Origin of the sequence: Tropicimonas sediminicola (genome assembly GCF_900188335.1) — a bacterium.
Taxonomy (GTDB): domain Bacteria; phylum Pseudomonadota; class Alphaproteobacteria; order Rhodobacterales; family Rhodobacteraceae; genus Tropicimonas; species Tropicimonas sediminicola.
The window spans coordinates 1-19,712 of record NZ_FZOY01000016.1; the positions used below are offsets into that span (position 1 = coordinate 1).

Genomic DNA, 19,712 nt, shown 5'->3' on the forward strand with positions numbered 1-19,712 from the left:
AGAAAAAATCCAAAAACTCTCAATACGATATCCCAAACATAAAACAGCCCCAGTTGGACAAAACCCAACCAGGGCTGTTCCCGTCTCACGGGTAGATGTTTGGCAATAGGGGGCCGTGTCATTTGGCCCGCACGTAGCTTCCCGGGGCATCTTCGATGGGCTTCAGCTTGCCCCCACCAGGCTGCCGTGCCTCGACCTCTGCCGCCGATTCATGGGCCTTCATCCAGTCCGACCAGACCGGCCACCAGCTGCCGGCGGTGAATTCGGCGCCGTTCAGCCAATCCCCCGGATCCGCCGGATAGTCGTCATTCAGCCAGTAGCCGTATTTCGGCTTCTCCGCGGGCGGGTTGATGACACCCGCAATATGGCCGGAAGCACCGAGTACGAACTTCACTTCGCCCGCCAGAAGCCGGGTCGTGGGGTAGATCGAGGTCCAGGGCGCGATGTGATCCTCTTTCGTGGCGAGCACGAAGAAGGGGACGTCGATCTTTGACAGGTCGATCGGCGTTCCATCGAGCGACAGGTGCCCCGGTTGGCGCAGCCCGTTCTCGATGTAGATCTTTTCCAGGTACCAGAGCAGCATGGCCGCGGGCAGGCGGGTGCTGTCGGTGTTCCAGTAGAGCAGATCGAACGCCGGTGGTTTGCGTCCCATCAGGTAGTTCATGACGTGGAACGACCAGACGAGATCGTTCTCGCGGATCATCGAGAACATGTCCTGCAGGTGGTAGTTCTCGAGATAGCCCTTTTCTTTCATGTGCTCTCTGAGAACCAGGAGCCGGTCGCGGTCGATGAATACGCCGAGTTCGCCGACATCGGTGAAGTCGACCATGGTCGCGAGCGTCGTCGCGGTCGCAATGCGCTTGTCCTTGCGGGCCGCGAGGATCGCCAGCGTCGCGGTGACGAGGATCCCACCGATGCAGAAGCCGAGAATGTCGAAGCGTTTCTCTCCGGTCGCTTCGCCCATCGCGTCGAGCGCCGCCAGCGGACCGAGCTTCATGTAATCCTCGAAACTCAGGTTCGCGTGTTCTTCGGTCGGGTTGACCCAGGAGATCAGGAACACCGAGTGGCCCTGTTCCAGCATGTAGCGGACGAGGCTGTTGTCCGGCCGCAGATCAAAAATGTAGTACTTGTTGATCCAGGGCGGCACGAACAGCAGCGGACGCTTTTTCTGCGTCTCGGTCATCGGCGCGTAATGGATGAGCTGCATCAGCTCGTTCTGGTAGATGACCTTCCCCGGCGTCGTGGCGAGGTCCTTTCCGACCTCGAAGGCCGTGGGATCGTTGGTGTTGATGTCGAGCCGGCCCTCGCCCCGCTCCAGATCCTCCACGAGGTTCCGGAAACCTTGAAGCAGACTTTCGCCATCCGTCTCCAGAAACCGATCCCGGGCGGCGGGGTTGAGCATCAGGTAGTTGCTCGGAGAGAGCGCGCTCAGGAACTGGCGGGTATAGAACTTGGTCCGGAGGCTGTCCTTGCTGTTCGCCGGGAGCCGGGCGAGGAAGTCTTCCGTCGCCTTCTCAAGTGCCAGATGGGCGTCACGCATGCCCCGGGTGTAGGGATCGTTCTGCCAGCGACGATCACGGAAGCGCTTGTCCCTGGGAGCGTCCGTCCCCGGTGTCCAGGCATTCTGCCAGGCCTGCGCCCAGTCCATCCACATCCGCTGGGCGTAACCCACGGTTTCCACGGGGTTCTGCAGCATCTCGTTGAAGGACCGCAGATAGGCCTCCATGACGCTTCGGCTGTCGACGACCGAAAACTCGTTCCCGACGGCCTTGGCCACGGCCTGTTCCTGCGAGCGTTGGGTCACGGCCTGCAGCCGCGCCATCAGGTCCAGCCACTCCTGGGTCTGCGCGCTCAGTCTTGCCGAATCCATGGGGCCCCTCCTCCCGAGCGCCAGCCGGTGACCCATCCTCCGTCGGGTCGTCGCAGCGGTTGCGTCGCCGCGGGACTGGCCATTCAATCCCGGCCCAGTCTAGCGAGACTGCGCCGGGGTCCTAGGAAAATCCGCGCTTGCGACACAACGACCGAGGCCGGTCACAGGGCCTGCGACTCGTAGCCGGCCTGCTGGATCGCGGTTTGCAGCGCTTCAGCCGGCAACGTGCTGGAAATGCTCACGGTGCGGTCGGACAGGTCGCAGCTCACTTCGGCATTGGCATCGCTCGCCTTCACGGCTTTCTCGATCGCGGCGGTGCAATGGCCACAGCTCATCTCGGGAACGTTGAAACGGGTCATGTCAGTCTCCTTTGCCGAGGATTTGCAGACTTCCAGCGGAGGAAGGTCAAGGCGATTGTCGGCCGCACCCGCGCCCCACGCGCAGGGCCGCCATGCAACTTCCGTTTGCCATGGGGGTTCCGGGAATTGCCTTTGGTTGCAGAGTGATCGTACCAAGGGGCGATCGGGCACCGACGGGATGCCCGGAACCTCAGCAAGGGACGCCACGATGAGCCGCCTCGTCTACATTCTCAATGGTCCGAACCTGAACCTCCTCGGCAAGCGCCAGCCGGAGATCTACGGTCGGGAGACGCTCGAAGACGTCGAGCGGGCCTGTAGCGAAATCGGCTCGGCCAACGGTGTGCAGGCGCGCCTGCTCCAGTCGAACCACGAAGGCCAGATCGTCGACTGGATCCACCAGGCGCGCGAGGAGGCCCAGGGCATCATCATCAACCCGGCCGCCCTCTCGCATACCTCGATCGCGGTGCTCGATGCGCTCAACACGTTCGAAGGGCCGGTCATCGAGGTCCATATCAGCCAGATCCACAAGCGCGAGGCCTTCCGCCACCATTCCTATGTCAGCCACCGTGCGGATGCGGTGATGGCTGGCTTCGGCGTGAACGGCTACGCGCTGGCGATGCAGCACATGGTCCGGCTCGTGAAGGAGTGATCCGCATGGCGCTCCGACCCCTGTCGAAGGGCGGTAATCGGCGGGAGCTGCGGAGGTTTTCTGGAGCGGGCGGCGGGAATCGAACCCGCGTCATTAGCTTGGAAGTCAGGTGATCAAATTCCGAATTTTTTACTAATTTCAATGTCTAATGGAGGCGCATCCACTGACTTTGTAGGTGATGTGTAGGAAATGATTTCTTGGAGCGGGCGGCGGGAATCGAACCCGCGTCATTAGCTTGGAAGGCTAAGGTCTTACCACTACACAACGCCCGCTCAGTAGGCTGCAGGGATATTTCATGTAGGATGGGTCGTCAAGCGGTGTCCGGCGACCGGAAAGCTAAAGCATCGATAATCGCCTCGACCAATCCCGGCCGCGGCATAACTGAGCGGAAGATCCAACTAGAAAACGGCTCCAAGCCGTTCAGAAAGACCGAGCCACGTCTCCCTGTTGGATGCCGCGATCCTTGGACATGGCAAAAACGGTTTCTGGTTCACCAACGGAAATGGCGGCTGGGAACATCCTGCTTTCTGGAAAGTGACATTATTTGTGCAAGCCGTTCTTGGCGGGCGCATGCCGTCATTGACGACCTGACCCCAGACCGCCCCACGCGTTCCGCCTGGTGCGTGGTGATAATACCACACTGGTGCGTGACTGCGCCGGGGCCCTATCTGCAGCTGTCGATCAGGGTTTGATGCACGCCATGTTTCGCCACCAACTCGGCGACCGTCACTTCGCCACGAATGGCCGCAAGGGCCACTTTCGCCTTGAACTCGGCGCCGTAATTCTTTCGATTTCCAGCCACGCTGTTCTTCCTCGCCATCGTTGGCGGCAAGCTTAGCAAGATGTCGGGTTTTCGGTGACCACCTCGCGACGCCCAAAAGGCACGCCACGGGTCATGTTGAACTGGGCGTCTTTTTGAGCGAGCTTTTTGCCAACGCGGTCGTGGCAGGCGCAGGACGGACACAAGATGCAGAAACGCAAATTCAAGCGCTCCAAGCTTCCACAATCTGTCACGCGCGACCAGATTGTGCTGCCCGTCGTCTGGCTGCTTGGCAAGACCGGCGCCGGGAAGTCTTCTCTCGTCTGCGCCCTCACAGAACAGTCCGGTGCCGAGATTGGCAATGGATTCCAGCCCTGCACGCGCACCGCGCGCAGCTACGACTTCCCCCCTGAGCAACCGCTCATGCGCTTTCTCGACACGCGGGGACTCGGCGAGGTAGGCTACGACCCGGCCGAGGACATCGCTGCCTGCTGCGACCGCAGCCACGTGCTGCTGGTCGTCTGCCGGCTCGATGACCCGGTGCAAGGCATGCTCGCCGACGCCGTCTCGGACATCGCCCGTGCGGACAATAAATTTCGCGCCATCCTCGTGCTCACCGGCAAGGACCTCGTGTCCGAGCCGGATGCCCGCGAGCGCGCAGAACGCACCACCGCTGCCCGGATGAACCGAGCGGCCGGGCGCGACCTTCCCGTGGTCGCACTGTCGCTGGCCCCGAGCGAGGTCACTGATGTCGAAGGGCTCGACGCGCTGAGAGGGCAGCTACTCGATGCGCTGCCGGCGGCAGGGCTGCTGCTGGAGAAATCCCGCGCCGGCGATGCCGAGTATCTCGAGTTCCAGAAGCATAAGCGCTGCGTTCTGTCCTATGCCAGTGTCGCGCTTACCAGCGATCTTGCGCCAGTCGTCGGCTTCGTCGCCGTGCCTACGACGCAACTCAAGATGCTGCACGCCATGGGCCTGCGCTATGGGGTGAAATGGGATCGCAAGGTCGGCGCGGCCTTCCTTAGCACCATGGGGCTCAGTGTCGGCGCGAGATATGCCACGAATTTCGGCCTGCGCGAGCTGGCCAAGCTGATCCCCGTCTACGGCCAGACCGTGGGTGCCGCCACCGCCGGAGCGATCAGCTTCGCTACGACCTACGCACTCGGACGTGCTGCCGCCTATTTCCTCTACCGCAGCGTGCACGGCAGCCCGCCGAGCGAGGAGGAGCTGCGCAAGGTCTACCAGCGCGCCTTCAGGAGGTCCTCGGATGAAACTGACTGAGCGGCTCCGCCCGGCCTTCCTGCGCTGGGACCGGCTGCTGGCGATAGCCGCTCTCGCACTTCCCTTCTTGGCGGCCATGCTCGCAGGCTTCGCCTGGATGATCGAGCATGGCTGGCTCATCGCGTTCATCGTGGCATCGATCTCGCTCGGGGGGCTGGTCGCGCTCATCCGGCTCGTGCGGCTCTGGATGCGCGGTCGCGAGCCCGGACCCGCGCCAAGGCCCGACCAGTTGCACGCCCGGATTGATCCGTCGTGGAGCGAGCGGGAGACCGCGGCCTTCGAAGCCGCGCAAGTTTTCATTGAGGAGAAGACCGCCAGCGCCCTGCCATGGGAAGACCTACAGCCGATCGCCCAGGAGGTGGTGCGACGGGTCGCTGCGGCCGCCGGTAAGGGCGAGAAGGGGGTGCTCGACTTCACCATCCCCGAGGCCCTGCTGCTCATCGATCGCATCGCCGTGCGACTGCGCTCGGACATTCGCGTCAATGTACCGTTCTCGGACAGCATCTCGGTAGGGACGTTACGCTGGCTCTGGCAGCGCCGCGACGTCGCCAGAAAGGTCAAGAAGCACGGTTGGAACGCCTGGCGGGTTATCCGCGCGGTCAAATCCCTGCCCACAGCCGTGCTGCGTGAGATCGAAGGGGTCATCGCCGAGGGCCATTCCTCCTTCGTGACAAGCGAGGGCACGGCGATCCTGCAGGCGTTGCTGCTCGAGGAGGTCGCGGCGGCGGCTGTCGAGCTCTACTCGGGGCGGCTGCGTTTTTCCGATTCCGAGCTTCTCGATCTCGGCCTTGCTTCGAGCGATCTCGACCGGGCGCGGCTGGCGACCAGCGACATGCCGCTGCGCATCGCCGTCGCAGGTCAAATCAGTGCTGGAAAATCGAGCCTGATCAACGCGCTGCTCGGCACCGATCTGGCCGAGGTCGACGTGATACCGACCACCAATAGGCCCAAGACCTATCCCACCGACTTCGACGGGGTGGAGACGATGCTGCTCGACCTACCGGGGCTCGATGGCTCTGAAAGGCTCACCCGGAAAGTCGCCGTGGAACTCGCCCGCGCCGACCTCGTCCTTTGGACCGTTCGCTCGAACCGCCCGGCGCGCGAGATCGACCGCGCTACCATCGCCATGCTGCGCGAGATCGTCTCGGAGGATCCCCAGCGGCGGATGCCGCCGGTGGTCGTGGCCGTCTCCTGCATCGATGAGTTGCTGCCCGCCTGGCCTTTGCCAGAAGGCCACCTCACCGGCGATGCGATGAGGCGCGTCACCGAAGTCGTCGCGGCAGTCCAGCAGGACATCGCCGATCCTTGCGTCACCGCCAATACGATTCCCGTGGTACTCACCGAGCCTGACTGGAACGTCGACCGCCTGCGCGCCCGTATCGATAGCCTCATCGGCCCCGCGCTCGACACGCAAAGAAACCGATTGCGGATCGAGGCTAGGACCAGCGGTGTGTTGAAAGAGGCCGGACGAGCCGGGCGCGGCCTGCGCGGCGCGCTCACCTCAATCGGACGGAAGTACACGAAGGACAAGGATGCGGCCGATGGCAAGACCTAGCCTTCTCGGTGCTCTGCATGCTTTTCGCGTCTTGAGGCCGTGCCCCCAATTCTGGCAGCCTTCCGCGACCGGTTTCTGCCGACCCCGACGTCTAAGGTCGGCAATTTTGTGCTTATGCCATCCCAATCGTTGTCAGGCTAGCTCCGTCCGTCCAAGTTCCCGAGCCGGCTCGCATTGGCGCGAACTTGGACACAGCGCGCATTGGACCTGTCACGCTTTGATGCCGCTCCGATTTCTCATCTATGCAGGCTGAGCCTCGAAGGCCAAGGGGCTTTTCCAGTCAGGAGCTGAATGCTTGCGACGCGGATTGTAGAAGCCGTTGATGTATTCGAAGATCGCCAGCTCGGCTGCCCGCCGGGTCGGCCATAAACGGCACCAGATCAGCTCGGCCTTGATCGTCTTGAAGAAGGTCTCGACCGCCGCGTTGTCGTAGCAGTTGCCTTTCCCGCTCATCGAGACCTCAAAGCCATGCTGGCGCAGGATCTTCTGGTAGTCGTGAGAGCCATACTGGCTGCCGCGATCCGTGTGATGGATACAGCCCCTGGGCGGTTGCCGCAAAGCAATGGCCATCTTCAATGCTCGGATTGCCAGATCAAGCTTCATCCGGTTGCTGACAGCCCAGCCGACGACGCGTCGGGAATGCAGATCGAGAATCACAGCGAGATAGAGCCACCCTTCCTGCGTCCAGACATAGCTGATGTCCCCCGCCCATTTCCGGTTCGGGCGATCTGCCGAGAAGTCGCGATCCAGCAGGTTTGGCGCGATGTTGAAGCTGTGATCGCTGTCGGTTGTCGCCTTGAACTTCTTGCTCCTCTTCACGGAAATACCGTTCTGGCTCATCAGCCTGCCGACACCTCGATGGCCGACATCGAGGCCAATTTCCTTCAACTCCTCGGTCATGCGCAGGCGGCCATAGCTGCCCGGGGACAGGGCGAACTGCTCGCGGATGTGAGCCAGGACCACCATATCATTGCGCTGGATGTTGCTGAGTGGACGGCGACGCCAGGCTCGATATCCCCGAGGGCTGACATCCATGACCTTACACAGCCGGGCCACCGGGAATTCGTTGCGGTGTTCTTCAACGAAGGCCAACCTCATTTGCTTCTCTCCGCGAAGAACACCGTTGCCTTCGTCGGGGAAACGCCCCACTGGGGCCTTTCCTTTTCCTCCTCAGTTTAGAACGTCCCTCTCCTCCCGGAGCTGCCGGTTCTCTCTGCGCAGTTTTGCGACCTCGCGCTCAAGCTCAGATTGCGCTGTCAGCTTCTCGGGGTTCTTGCGTTCCTGTTGGATCCACCGGCTCAGCGTTGAAAAGCCAACACCGAAGTCAGCGGCAATCTGCTTGCGGAAAAGCCCCCTCGCCAATTCGACCCGAACCGCTTCTGAGCGGAACTCCGGGCTCGGTCGTGATGCCATGTCTGTTCTCCTTTGCGACACGATACGTGTGCAAAGGAGCGGCACAATTCCGTGACAGGTCCAGACGGCGTGCGTGGTCGTGGTGCTGCCGTGACGTATCTGTCCCATAGACCGCCCCTCCATTACAACGAATGGATCGCACCATCAAAACCCGCGATCAAGCACCTAGCCTTGGGTTTCATGAAAACGGCTGCAGCGCGACTAGCCTGTGCCTTGCCAATCCACCTGAAAGAGTGCTCTGATGTCGTGGTGGAACGTCAAAACAAGAACTTAGAGGCGACGAGTTGAAGAAGAAGCTACTCATTAACCAAGTCAAGGTTGCCAGAATTCAAGACGGTCGCACCATTCCGACCAAAGTCGCCTACCAGGGTCGAAAGTTCAAAATAGGTCGGCACGCGGAAGACAGCGAAGATTGTGACCGGCTTTTTGAAAATTTCAAAGTCGAACTCGGTCGGCAAACGCGTGAGCAATTGCGCACGCAAAAGCAAGAGATTTCTAAGGTCCACTCAAGAACCGTAGTTGGAATCGCCAAAGATTTCCTCGAGGGAGTTTGCGACGAAGTATTCAAAAACACACAGCGGGATGGTTACTTGGAGCCAAAGAAAGTGCTTGTAGCGGAACCCATCTCGTTTGAAGAGGAGGGCAAAGTATCGGGTGAGTGGTTATCCAACTACAGGTTTGCCGTACGCTCTGCACTCCAATCAAAGTTTCAAGAGGTCGACTTTCTTCCTGAACCTTTTGCCGTCTTTCAATATTACCGATATGGATTTCGGCATCCACTGCTCAGCGAGAACGCGAAGCACATCGCCTTGGTACTGGATTTCGGGGGGGGGACGTTTGATGTTTCCGTGATTGAAACGACAAATACTGGGGACATTAGCGGGAGCGGCGCAAACTCTCGCCCTTTGGCTGCAAAATCAATCCCTGTTGGCGGCTATTTCGTCAACCAGAAAGTTGCGGAGCGCCTCCTTTTTAGCAACATTGATGATGCTAAAACCAAGAGAAGGGCACGCGATGTAATCGATAGAGTTGAAAGGTCTGGTGGTTTTCTGGGGGTGGCCAACCCCGCGGCGCAGCTATTTGGAGAACATGAGCAAGCATTCGTTCAGAACTTTCGAAACCTCTTGCGAGAAGTTGAGGGAGCAAAAGTTCGAATCTGCAATTCAGTCTCAAATTGGGATCTCACCGCAGAGCTTGGGACAGCAGTTTCACACTTGGTCAACGTGCCTATTCATCCCTTCGATTCTGAGACCCAACGTCTCGAGTTTCGAATAACGGCGAACGATCTGCGCGAAGTCTTCATCTCCAATGTTTGGCAGAGTCGGCTAAGGGATGCCGTCAAACGTGCGCTTCAAAGGGCGGAAGAAGAGCTGCGAAGCCGACCAATATCTGTTGTGCTGCTTTCAGGTGGGTCCACCAACATCGGGTGGACGAAAGAGTTGATCGAAAGAGATCTCGCGGAGCACATTGCAGATGCGGATGTCTTGGAAATCTCTGAAAATTATCAGGAGGTGGTCGCGAAAGGATTGGCCGTGGAGTGTGCACGCCAGTACTTCACTGAAGGCGATGGCGACTTTGGTGCTGTCACCTACAACCGATTGAATCTAGCACTTAGAACGGATGAAGGTGAACTTGAACTATGTCCATTTAGTCCAAGGACTCAGGATCTCCCGCGAGCCGAGGATAAGGGCACATTGCTGGCCTCAGCTTCATCGCTTCGCGCTTTTCTCGATAAACCAATCTCATGGAAGGCGCGCCTCAAACGTGCGCCAAAACAACAGTTAGAATACCACTATCTGAAGTCCTCATATGATCCAAATGACCTGGACAGCGTCCATAACATCGGGGTTAACCGTGTCCGGGTACCTACGCAGGTCTTTGGCCAGTCGATTGATATCGAATTGACGGTTCGAGAAGATGGAACCGCGACTCCCGCGTTCTTGTTGAATCGCGGAAAAAGAAACGAAACGAGAATAGCTGGCGACGACTTCTATTTGGACATGACATTTGCTGGACAACCTCAGAGAGCGGAATCCTATATGGGCCTGGATTTTGGCACAGCCACATCAGCCGCGTCCTTGGTATTTCAAAGTGACGTAAAGGCTTACAAAGACAGGGAGCGTCAAAAAGCGTGGACTGAACTGAACGATTTGGTTGAAATTCTTCCCTACTGTATAGCCCATCCTCTTGGGAACTACATGGCTCAAACAGAGGCGCATCTACTGGAGAAGTTCGGGAAAAGAACGTTGGAGGCCATGCTTTCATTTGTCGCGTATATTTGCTACTGTGACGTTGCGAGCCTTGGAAATGGCAAAACCCCGAAACTGAGCGCAGCATTCAACCGTAGCGCCGGCCCACTCAAGAATCTAATCACGAACTTGTCCCAAGGCGACCTAAGTGAAACACTAGTTGCGTCAAGGCTGCTTTCCATCTTGCAGAAGGACTTCATGAATGATTTGAGCTTAGCTATACAGGAAGTAAATAACATTAAACACGACCGGGCCGTTAATGTAGATTTTAACTACCTTCTTGGGGTCCTGGGGAATCACATCAAGCAATCTCTTGGCGGAATTCACTTTGGTAACTTCGAGTCTATGCGAAAGGATGCTTTTGGTGGTAAATATAGCGGGACTTTCCGCTCAATGCGTGGGTCCAACGCACCCTTCGTGGAGCTGTCGAACTATTCGGGTGCGGTTGACTTCGCTTCAGAGCTCGTTTTTTTGGTGGACGAGGCAAGTAAAACAGCAATCTCTGTATCCCCATTTTTCCTGTCAGGTGATGTTGCTGTTGGCACCGATACCGGGAAATGCAACCTTCTGGTTCTGGACGGCATTGAAGGCAGGGGTTCGGATTTCTCATATATTCCCGTTCAGGAAGGAAAAGGACTAAAAGTTGGGGATTACACCTGTCTGGATGATTTGAAGAAATTCTGTGCGGAGTTTTTCATCGGGAACGGTCCTTCAGGTATCTTTAGGAATGTGGAACTGAGCGAAAGGCACACTTAATGGGATCAAAGCTCAAACATGTTGCCGATAGCCGCGGAAGCCAAAGTCGAAGTTGGCCAGTGTTAGAAGCTTGGATTAGCTCCCCGCAGCTGATCCACCAACTGTGAAAGATTGCCTCGCACATTGGACAATTGTCCAGCTCCATTTCAATGTTCATTTTGTAGTCGAGTTTAGGGCGCCGGTGGTCTCATCTTGAGCGCTTCATTCGGGCTGATGTGATTATACCGCCTTAGACAGCAATTGATAACGGCCCGCGCCTGATTGGTTGTCGTGAATCACGAGGCCCTGACTTCTTCGCTGTCGATGATTGTCCCATCGGGTGATCCTCCTTCCCAAAAATAGCACGGAAAGAAGGTTAAGTGGACACTTCATGCGATCGACCAGCCCCCCCCCCCGCGACCCCAATTACATCGAACTCGAAGCTTGCAGTCGGCACATCCGGGGTAGCGCGATCTACAAACCTTTGCAGCGTAATCCAGAGCCGCCCAGTTCACGCGGACGGGGTCATCGCAGACGACAAGCCAGTGGCAAGCTTCCTGTAACCACGGGTCATGGCGAATGTCTGCCAACCGTCGCGGTCGAAGGTAGCGCTCGAGCAAGCGCGCCATGTTTACATCGACGAGCGGCCTAGCTTCACCATGCCCGAACAGAAGAATTGCGTTCGCGAGGTATTGCCCGACCGCGGGCACCTGCGAAAGCTCCCCTTCTCCTGCCGGAAAAACACCGTCACGCCCGGCGGCGTAGGTCGCGAGCGCCTTAATCGAGGCAGCGCGCCGCCGCCACAGGCCGATAGGTCGGATCACATCCTCAAGTTGTTCAACGCTTGCCGCGGCCAGTGCCGTCCAAGAGGGAAACTTCCCGAAGAACGAAGGGTAAATCCCGGCCACAGTCTCGGCGCGGGTCCGCTGCAGGAGAACTTCCACGCAAATTCTCTCGTAGGCCGAAGCGCGATCAGACCGCCAAGGAAAGTCCCGTCCTTCAAGCGCGTACCAGTCTAGGAGATGACGCCTTAACCGCGTAATCCTGGACTTCTCGCCTCTCGTGAGCCGATCTTGTGACATATTAATCCCAGGAAGCGTACTTGGATCTTACCTTCTAATCGGTGACTCGACAAAGCGCGAACGCACGAGACGTCAAACATGCATCGTTCGAGACGGCGACTGCTACAGGTTGGGGCCACTATCTATCTTTCCACTCTATCTTGGGGATAACCATGCGAATTCATTTGCGTTGAGAGGGGCGTCGTGGTCGAATAAATAGCGGATCGCAGTGGTTCGAAATCCACGCAGTCGAGCAGTTGATAAGGCAGGATAGGATCATGACTTCGTCCCTGGGATGCATTGACCTGTTCGCTGGATGTGGCGGCCTCTCCCTTGGTCTCAAGAGGGCAGGCTTCGAGGTCAAGCTCGCCGTCGAAAAGTCCGCTATGGCGGCAGAGACCTACTACCACAACTTCATCGAACCGATCAGCGATCAGGCCGAGTGGAGCCGTTATCGCCGCCTTTCAACCTTGGATCAGGCGCGGAGCGGCCTCGTCGTCAACGCCCTCGAACAAGTCCTCGCGTCGGAGCTGCTTCTCGAGGAACTGAAAGCGGCCGACATCGATCTCGTTGCGGGGGGGCCGCCCTGCCAAGGCTTCTCGCTCGCGGGGCGCCGCAACCCGGGTGACGAACGCAACACGCTGCCATGGCAGTTCCTCGACTTCGTAGAGCGCATCGAGCCAAAGGCCGTCATCATCGAGAACGTGGCGGGAATGCGTCAGGACTTCAGGAAACACGGGGCGCGGTCACCCTTCGACCAGCTGCGGCTGGCACTTTCGAATACCAGTCCGGGGTACGCGGTACAACCGATGGCGCTAAATGCGATGCATTTCGGGGTTCCGCAGCATAGGCCGCGGGTATTCCTCGTCGGCCTGCGCCGAGACCTTGCAGACGCGGCCGGGGTGCAAGTCACGGCCGATACCTGGCTCTCCGACAGGGACACGCCCTACGATCTCCAGATCCCTAGCCGTCCGGCGTTGGCGCCGGCACGGACGCATTTCGAGACCGGTCCACGGCAGCATCTCGCCGTTCGGGATGCGATTTCCGACCTCGGCAACGACGGCTACCTCGATGTGCAGGCCTTGTCCGAATTCGCCAGCGAAATGCGGTCCATCGAGCCCCTGCTCAAGCGCGTGGATGGCCCTCACGGAAACGCGGCAATCTTGCGAAACCACGTGCTCCGCTCGCACTCCGATCTAGTGAGAAAGCGCTTCGAGCTCTACCAGTTCCTGCGCGACGCTAAGATCGGCACGCAGCTTCTTTCCGTTCCCAAGAGAAGCGGGCTAACTGACGCGGAACGACGGGAATTGATTCACGACGCGGTCGATGGCTTAGAGTTTCCTTTGGTCTTGGAAAATGGCTCGACCTTGGCCGGCAACAAGGGAGCGTTTGTTCGCCTCTTGAACCGCCTCGCGACGAAGAAGCACAGCCAGCGCGCACTTTCACTCGGAAGCCCGTCACCAACCGTCGTGAGCCTGCCGGACGACTACGTGCACCCGACAGAGCCGCGTACTCTTACCGTGAGGGAGATGGCTAGGTTTCAGTCCTTCCCAGACGCCTTCGAGTTTAGGGCAAAGGAGACAACCGGCGGCACGAAGCGCCGCACGGAGGTGCCGCAGTACACGCAGGTCGGGAACGCGGTGCCGCCGAAACTCGCAGAAGCAATCGGAAGGCGCTTGGCGGAAGCCATCGCTGCCGCTTCCCTCGAAGGGAAAGGCGAGGCCCGCGACACCGCCGTCGCCTGACAGTCTGCCTTCGCAGGCAAGAGCGCCTATCGCGCAGCGCATTACCGTAGCTCTTTTCCCTCGGGGCCGGTCAAGGACTATCTTCGCACTAGCCGCGAGCGTCCTTCGTTCAGCAGGGCACAAAGATCCCCTAGAAATTGCCTCGCTGAACTTTTGGTCTCGCGCTTGGGGAAGAAATGTCCAGATCTGGGCGATCCGTGCAAGTGGGGGGCTTTGTAGGTAGATACACGAGGCGCTAAAGCTCTAGAACAAGCTCGTTTCGGCGCTTGTGAACGGCTGCGTGGAGCGTTTGGAAGTCGTCCACGTCTCACTAATCGCATACGGTTCGGGCTCCCTCAGGGCTTCTCCCGAAATCCGAGAGATAAGCCCCCCGACACGCCCAAAGGCGCACCGGATCCGCCGCGCACTCGCCCTCCCCTCCCCCCACAAATAAGTGAATCGCGTGGCCTCTCAAGACCGCGTTGGCCGCACCGTTCCTGATGGTCGGATTTCGTGCGCCCTTCAGCGTTAGCCCTCGAAACGTCGGTTTGCCCGTCACCGATCGAGGTAAGGTCTACTTGTATTTGTCTCTAAGGACATGGTGTCGGACCTTGGTCCTAACCAAGGCTCCTTTCTAGAAGGTAGGCTCTCCCCTTGTCAGTGATTACCCGGCCCTGCCCAGTTTGCCTAATCAGGTCGAGCTTTGAGAGATACGGAAACACTTCTTCCTTTAGGCGGTCCCTATCAACAGATGACAACTGGCCAAGCAATTGCGACTCGCTCAGCGGCCTTTCTTGACGCTGCAACAGCCTAAGAACTTCGAGGTCGTCGGGCCCAAGACCGCTCTCGTCGATGCCACGCGCATCCCTAACGGCCTCAAGGTGCACTTCTAGCGTTGCCTCGGGATCTGATATTCGCGCTACGACTATCTCCCTTTGCAGCTCGTCGAGAAGTTGAATCGCTACCCGGGGTACGTTCCGTGCAACGCCGGCCAGGCGGCGAAGGAAGTCGATAGGAATTACTGTGGACTCCAGCTCGGGGCGAGAAGAAGCTGCCCGTCGCAGCATTTCGGCGACCTCGCCTGAACTATACGGCCGCAACTGTATCTCCGTGCATCGCGTCTTGAACGCGTTGTCGACCTCGGATGCGCGGGTGGTTGCAAGCAAGAACGTCGCCCTAGGCACCTTTGCGACCTCGTCCTTAAGGGTGACTTGGCGATCATTTGGCTCAAGCAAGGTAAGTAAGGCCTCCTGTACCGCGGGTCTCACGAGATGAACTTCATCGATCAACACGATAAATGGTGGATACACTCGCACTGGCTGACCGGCGTCGATCCCGAGCTCGCGGATCGCGCTGCCTGCTTCCTCCAGCTTCCTTCGAATGAATTGGAAAAGGCTGTCCCGGCTGTCGACGGCCTTACCGTCGAGCATTACGAACGGGAGGCCCAATGCCGTTGCAATGCGCCGCGAAAGCTCTGTTTTCCCGGTCGACGGTGGTCCAGTCAACAAGTAAGAAATCGCCAGTGAAACCTGGCCATCGTCTCTGGATGATCCACCCAGAAAGGCGTATAGTACGTCGCGCTTCAAGGTCCTGACCGCTTGTTCATTTCCAACGAAGCCCTCGAACGCGCCATCCACACGTGACTTGAGAGCCAGCTCTTCCGGAGTGAGTTTTACGGCAACCCGCTGATGCGCTCCTCCGTCTCCCGCGGGAACGTTTGGAGCCGCCTGTCCATCATTTCCGTTCGAGATGCCTTCCGCCTCGCGATCGGGTTGAAGTTCGGGTTGCCTTGATCCAGCCTTTTGCTCGGTTCCCATCTCTCCAGTCTCGGGTCCGTGTCTGTCAATCTTGTCATTGCGGCTACCGGGTCGGACATCTACGGTTGCTACTGTCTTCGGGGCGCCAGCGTAGATCTCTGACAGATCACCTCCTGACAGCATCGTCTTAATGGCCACTTGGACCTCGCCTCCTGAATCCGCGGACGCAACGGCCGCCGGGTTTGCCAGTAGCTGATTCACCTCATTGGAGTTCAATCTTCCAGGCAGCAGGCTGAACACGCGCCCACCGGGCCCGAAAGCTCCAGATTGGAACCAAAGCAGTGTGCCAGGATGACAAGCGACGGTAACATGCCCCTCCGCGATGGCAGTTAAGAGCCTTGCTTCCTTCTCGGTATCGCGTGACGTTTCGATCGGGCGCATTGCCAAGCCAGCCTCAAACAGTGTTGCCAGGGCCGAGTTAACCAACACCAGTGAAGAGCCTACGTCGACGAAGTTCTCCACTGCCCTTCGAAGTACGGCACCGGTGCTAGCCAGTTGCTCCAGCGGCTCCTCCAGAGCCTTGGAACCGAACTCCGGGAACTTGGCCGCCATGGCCGTCCGCATCTTCACTTCAACTGGGTGGAACGTCACCGAGGCTGCGCCATCCGTGTCCTCCTTCACCGACAGCAAGAGCAAGTCGGCACGTTTCTGATCGTCCGTTGCCTTGGCACCCTCTGCCAGCGCGTCGACCAAGGGGTAGACCGCGTCCATTGGAAGGATACAGCGCACCTCGTTTTCACTGACATCGTCTTCCCAAGCTGACAGCGCGTTGAATGCCAGCGAGAAGCCCACCGCGCCGACGCTCTGGGCATGCCCCATGGTAAGCAGGGACGACAAGCCAACGCCCCGCATCCCGAGCTGGGCGATCAGGTTCCACCCCTCTTCTTCTCCTGCCGGGATCCCGCAACCTTTGAAGACGGACGTTATGCCCTCCACAAGCGCGCGCGGCGGCTTCGCAAGCACGGTGTATGGATGAGAGGACGAAATGGTTCCCCCTAGTGACTGTCCTTGCCGACGCTTCAAAAACGCCGGTCGCCATTCCCAGAGCGCGATGTTCTGGGTCGATTGCCGCAATTGCGCCGACAGGACCGAGGGATCCAGGTGGCGGTTTCCTGTCACGGTCCATCGTGCGCGGTCAGACATCAACGAATGGCCGAGGCTCAGCGCTGCAACCAGCCTTCCAAGCTTTCCTTCCCTTGCCCGGTTCTCGAACGTCGAGAGCGCCCCCGAGAACTTGCCTAGCCCTGAGAAAGCCGCGGGTTGGACACCAACGCATACGCTCGAGCGTTTATTGTCCAAATCGTCGCGCTGCCACACGCGAAAGCGGTTAACGGGCAACCGAGGACCAGTTGTGCCCGCGCTCTCGTCTTGGGCTGCGGGCACACAGCCCAGCCGTACGATAGAGTTCTCGATGAACTGGATATCGACCCTTCCCTGGTCGGAGTCCTCGCGTTCCATCGTCCACTCGAAAGGCGCCCTTGTTCCTCTTGACCGGTCCTGCGAAGCCTCGGAAACTTCGCTCAATACACGGGAAGGCGATGGCGGGTTTCCTTCCCGGTTAAGCGAGTCGAGGACCCTGATCCCGCCAGGCAGCATGTCCCGGTCTTCAGCCAGCATCGAGGTCGCCGCGGCAATGATCGCATCGTCGGTTTCGGGGTAGCGTTCGCTTCTGGTCGGCGAGGCCAGGCCAATCCTCAGCTTGGGCGAGGTCGGATAGACACGCAGGTAGTCTTTCAGCGCAACGGTGACGCCGCCCTTATCTAGGCCAGACGGGGTTCCGAAGGGCAGTTGTCTCCCAATGATGGATACCGACCTGCCCCTGAGATCCGTGATCATGGCCTGAGAAGCGACGAGGGACCATCCTGAAAACAGTTCGCTGGGTCCAGCCGACAGGCCAACGCTGAACCAAGCGTCGTCGACATCCTGCAGCGAAGGCCCCATCAAGGGGATGTTCTCGCCGTCTACGAAGCGAAGGAACGATGTCGCAGCCCGTCTGTAGACACCGCTCTCGAACAGCTCGGTGCAAGCATTTTGGACGCTCCACGCCCAAGCCAGTCGGACTGGATGCAGGGGGGACAGCAGTACTCCTTGGACCTCGCCCTGCGCGGTATTGTAGAGGATCGCGGACAATGGATAGTGGGCACAAGCGTTGGCTGGTCCGGGACCCGCCGTGTCCATCATGTCGATGAAGGCTCCGAGGTAGGCCTCTAGCTTCCCGGCATCCAGTTCCCTAAAGTCAAGCGTACTAGGCCACGCTGGCTCCCGCGTGGCACCCGGCAACGAATGGAGTTCGAGTGCCTCGAACTTAAGCCAAAATTCGTCGAGAGCAGCCAGTCTGGGATAATGAAATGCAATGGGCGCGGAGATATCTGTGAATGCACCGATCCCTTCGTGCCATTCCAAGACGTCGCTCTGCGCGCCCGGCAAGGCAAGGATGCAAGATCCTAGCGTCTCTCGGACCTTGCACGGAACGTCCGCCGATAGGCAGTTTTGCGAAAGCCAGTCCTCTAGTGGTCCACGCGGATCTCCCCTGAGAGCCTCTAGCATCCCCGCAGAGGGGGTCACCTGCGGCTGCCCCGTCAACGCTACGAAAACCGGGTTTACATGGCCTTTCTCGATCTCGGGCGCCGAGACCTCGACCGTATACCTCCCGAGTGCAAGCGTCGCGTCCTCTGGCAAGTCCGGAACCTCGAATACACGAACGAACTCGGGGAGATACTCACTGTCGATTTCTCTCGGGCCGCCTCCACCTGACCAGGTGGGCGCGTCTTCCAAGCCAACTACGTAGAGCTGCGTTACTTGCCCAGAATTGCGAAGTTTAAGGGGCACCGAGCTTTCTTGGCCGTCACCTCCGAAGACCACGTTTCCGCCTTCAACCAGGAACTCGGAGGTCGCAGGGTGGGAAATCCTTCGCGTTGACGTGCCCTCCGACCGCTCGGCCGCGATAACCGTCGGACGGCTTGGATGTGGCACCAAAAGTTTCAATTTTAGGCCTGCCCTGAAACTCGATTCCGCGGTGATCGTCTTGGGCTCTACGCTGAGCGTAACCGGAGTTTCGCGCCACTTCCCGCGGGTGCCAAGTTTTCGAGACATTCGGAAGCTGACCACGAGCGAGCCTTCCTCGATGCTCCAGCCCATGATTTCCACCAGCGCCGCGCTTGCGGGCGTCGCTTCTATATAGAGCGGAAGCGAACCGGGTGCATGCTCGAACTGGACACCTAGCCTAAGCTTGAAATTACCAATCGAGAATCGACCGCTATCCAGCGGGCCCGCCGGCGCAGGCGGTAGTACGTAATCGAGACCCTGAAGGCCGAGATCAACCAGGCGTGCCTCGCTTCCGGTCCCGTTAATTGCGAAGAGCTCGTGACTAGGTTGCTCGTCATTGGGACGGGTGAAGAAGCCCTTCTCTGAGCACGAAAGCCAGCTGTCGATCCAAGCGTCATTCTCGCCCCCATGGAACAAGGCGGCGAGGATCGGGTGGCCCAAGTTCGTGCGCGAGGCAGTATAGCCATCCCAATCAAGCTGCATTATTGGGTGGTCGCCTTCGCCTGTGCCATCGATCGCGTCTATCGAAACGATTGACTTCTCAATGGCCTCTAAGCTCGCCCAACCCTCCAAAAGTCGCTTGGAAAACTTGGTGGCGTCGTTCGTCGGGTCGTAGGCACTTCCACTCGACGGTACGGGCAGCCCAGCACTCGCGAAAACAACATTGACACCTAGGGGTACGTCTCTGGCTTCGGCGAACTTCATGACTTTCGGCAAGTTCTCGCAGGCCGACTCTAGGTGTTGCCAATACGCGCTGGACCAACTCTGCTCGTCGTTCCCAATGTTTTCGTATGCATCTGCAAGGAAGGAGAATATGTACTCCAATGCATCTGCGAGTTGGTTCCTCGCATCTTCTGCCCGCTCCTCGACGCCCAGGACGAGCCGAGCCACGTTGAGCGCCAGTTCGGAGGAGCGAACAATGCTGTTGGGTCTTCCTTCGAGCCCCCCAGGCAGTCCGAACGCCAGCTGGTCACGAAAACCCTCGTTGGTCTTGAGCTCGTCCGCCTGACCATCGGTGGCCACAAGGACAACATCGGATGTTCCGTCGCCTCCCTCTGGGGTTCGGTATCCTGCGGCTTCACCGGTGGCTTTCTCTCCTTCGCCGGGACCAACGATGAATGCTGTTCCCCCTTTGGAATGGATTGCATCCACCACGATCTGCTTGAAGCCAGGGGACAACGATCTCGGAAGGAT

9 protein-coding genes, 1 tRNA gene and 2 pseudogenes are annotated in these 19,712 nt (G+C 58.9%); 5 read left to right on the forward strand and 7 right to left on the reverse strand.

What is annotated here, in order from left to right:
- Positions 1–118: 118 nt before the first annotated feature.
- Complete coding sequence (locus CHB86_RS23230; protein ID WP_176442997.1) at positions 119–1,870, reverse strand: PHA/PHB synthase family protein; 1,752 nt, start codon at positions 1,868–1,870, stop codon at positions 119–121.
- Positions 1,871–2,031: 161 nt separating this feature from the next.
- Positions 2,032–2,229 (reverse strand): heavy-metal-associated domain-containing protein, encoded by a 198-nt coding sequence (locus CHB86_RS23235; protein WP_089235509.1) that lies wholly within the window; start codon positions 2,227–2,229, stop codon positions 2,032–2,034.
- A gap of 208 nt (positions 2,230–2,437) precedes the next feature.
- Between CHB86_RS23235 and aroQ the strand changes: the two genes are divergently transcribed.
- Complete coding sequence (aroQ, locus tag CHB86_RS23240) at positions 2,438–2,878, forward strand: type II 3-dehydroquinate dehydratase (RefSeq protein WP_089235510.1); 441 nt, start codon at positions 2,438–2,440, stop codon at positions 2,876–2,878.
- 198 nt (positions 2,879–3,076) lie between these two features.
- Here aroQ and CHB86_RS23245 read toward each other — a convergent pair.
- Positions 3,077–3,150: transfer RNA gene (locus CHB86_RS23245), tRNA-Gly, on the reverse strand.
- Between the two features lie 401 nt (positions 3,151–3,551).
- Positions 3,552–3,680, reverse strand: a pseudogene (locus tag CHB86_RS24395) (transposase); the annotation flags it as partial.
- Between the two features lie 165 nt (positions 3,681–3,845).
- On the opposite strand from CHB86_RS24395, the gene CHB86_RS23250 reads away from it, so the two are divergent.
- Positions 3,846–4,919, forward strand: coding sequence for a YcjF family protein (locus CHB86_RS23250; protein ID WP_089235511.1), 1,074 nt, complete (start codon positions 3,846–3,848; stop codon positions 4,917–4,919).
- A complete protein-coding gene (locus CHB86_RS25285; protein ID WP_089235512.1) occupies positions 4,906–6,474 on the forward strand; it encodes a GTPase family protein in 1,569 nt (522 codons plus the stop codon). The genes CHB86_RS23250 and CHB86_RS25285 overlap by 14 nt, the downstream gene beginning before the upstream one ends.
- Before the next feature lie 240 nt (positions 6,475–6,714).
- On the opposite strand, the pseudogene CHB86_RS23260 reads toward CHB86_RS25285, so the two are convergent.
- Positions 6,715–7,887: pseudogene (locus CHB86_RS23260) on the reverse strand (IS3 family transposase).
- Between the two features lie 284 nt (positions 7,888–8,171).
- Between CHB86_RS23260 and CHB86_RS24400 the strand changes: the two are divergent.
- A complete protein-coding gene (locus CHB86_RS24400; protein WP_141134985.1) occupies positions 8,172–10,892 on the forward strand; it encodes an Hsp70 family protein in 2,721 nt (906 codons plus the stop codon).
- A 368-nt stretch (positions 10,893–11,260) separates the two neighbouring features.
- Here the strand turns inward: CHB86_RS24400 and CHB86_RS23275 are convergent, their stop codons facing one another.
- Positions 11,261–11,953: an HhH-GPD family protein gene (locus CHB86_RS23275; protein ID WP_089235515.1), complete on the reverse strand. Its 693-nt coding sequence runs from the start codon at positions 11,951–11,953 to the stop codon at positions 11,261–11,263.
- Positions 11,954–12,210: 257 nt separating this feature from the next.
- Here CHB86_RS23275 and CHB86_RS23280 point away from each other — a divergent pair, with 257 nt between their 5' ends.
- Entirely contained in the window at positions 12,211–13,677 is a 1,467-nt protein-coding gene (locus CHB86_RS23280) for a DNA cytosine methyltransferase (RefSeq protein WP_089235516.1), read from the forward strand.
- Between the two features lie 596 nt (positions 13,678–14,273).
- On the opposite strand, the gene CHB86_RS23285 is transcribed toward CHB86_RS23280, so the two are convergent.
- Entirely contained in the window at positions 14,274–19,670 is a 5,397-nt protein-coding gene (locus tag CHB86_RS23285; RefSeq protein WP_176442998.1) for an AAA family ATPase, read from the reverse strand.
- Between the last annotated feature and the right edge of the window lie 42 nt (positions 19,671–19,712).

Coding starts and splice junctions, on each gene's coding strand:
- aroQ (WP_089235510.1), top strand. CDS start 2,438: ATGAGCCGCCTCGTCTACATTCTCAATGGTCCGAACCTGAACCTCCTC.
- CHB86_RS25285 (WP_089235512.1), top strand. CDS start 4,906: ATGAAACTGACTGAGCGGCTCCGCCCGGCCTTCCTGCGCTGGGACCGG.
- CHB86_RS23230 (WP_176442997.1), bottom strand. CDS start 1,870: ATGGATTCGGCAAGACTGAGCGCGCAGACCCAGGAGTGGCTGGACCTG.
- CHB86_RS23280 (WP_089235516.1), top strand. CDS start 12,211: ATGACTTCGTCCCTGGGATGCATTGACCTGTTCGCTGGATGTGGCGGC.
- CHB86_RS23235 (WP_089235509.1), bottom strand. CDS start 2,229: ATGACCCGTTTCAACGTTCCCGAGATGAGCTGTGGCCATTGCACCGCC.
- CHB86_RS23275 (WP_089235515.1), bottom strand. CDS start 11,953: ATGTCACAAGATCGGCTCACGAGAGGCGAGAAGTCCAGGATTACGCGG.
- CHB86_RS23250 (WP_089235511.1), top strand. CDS start 3,846: ATGCAGAAACGCAAATTCAAGCGCTCCAAGCTTCCACAATCTGTCACG.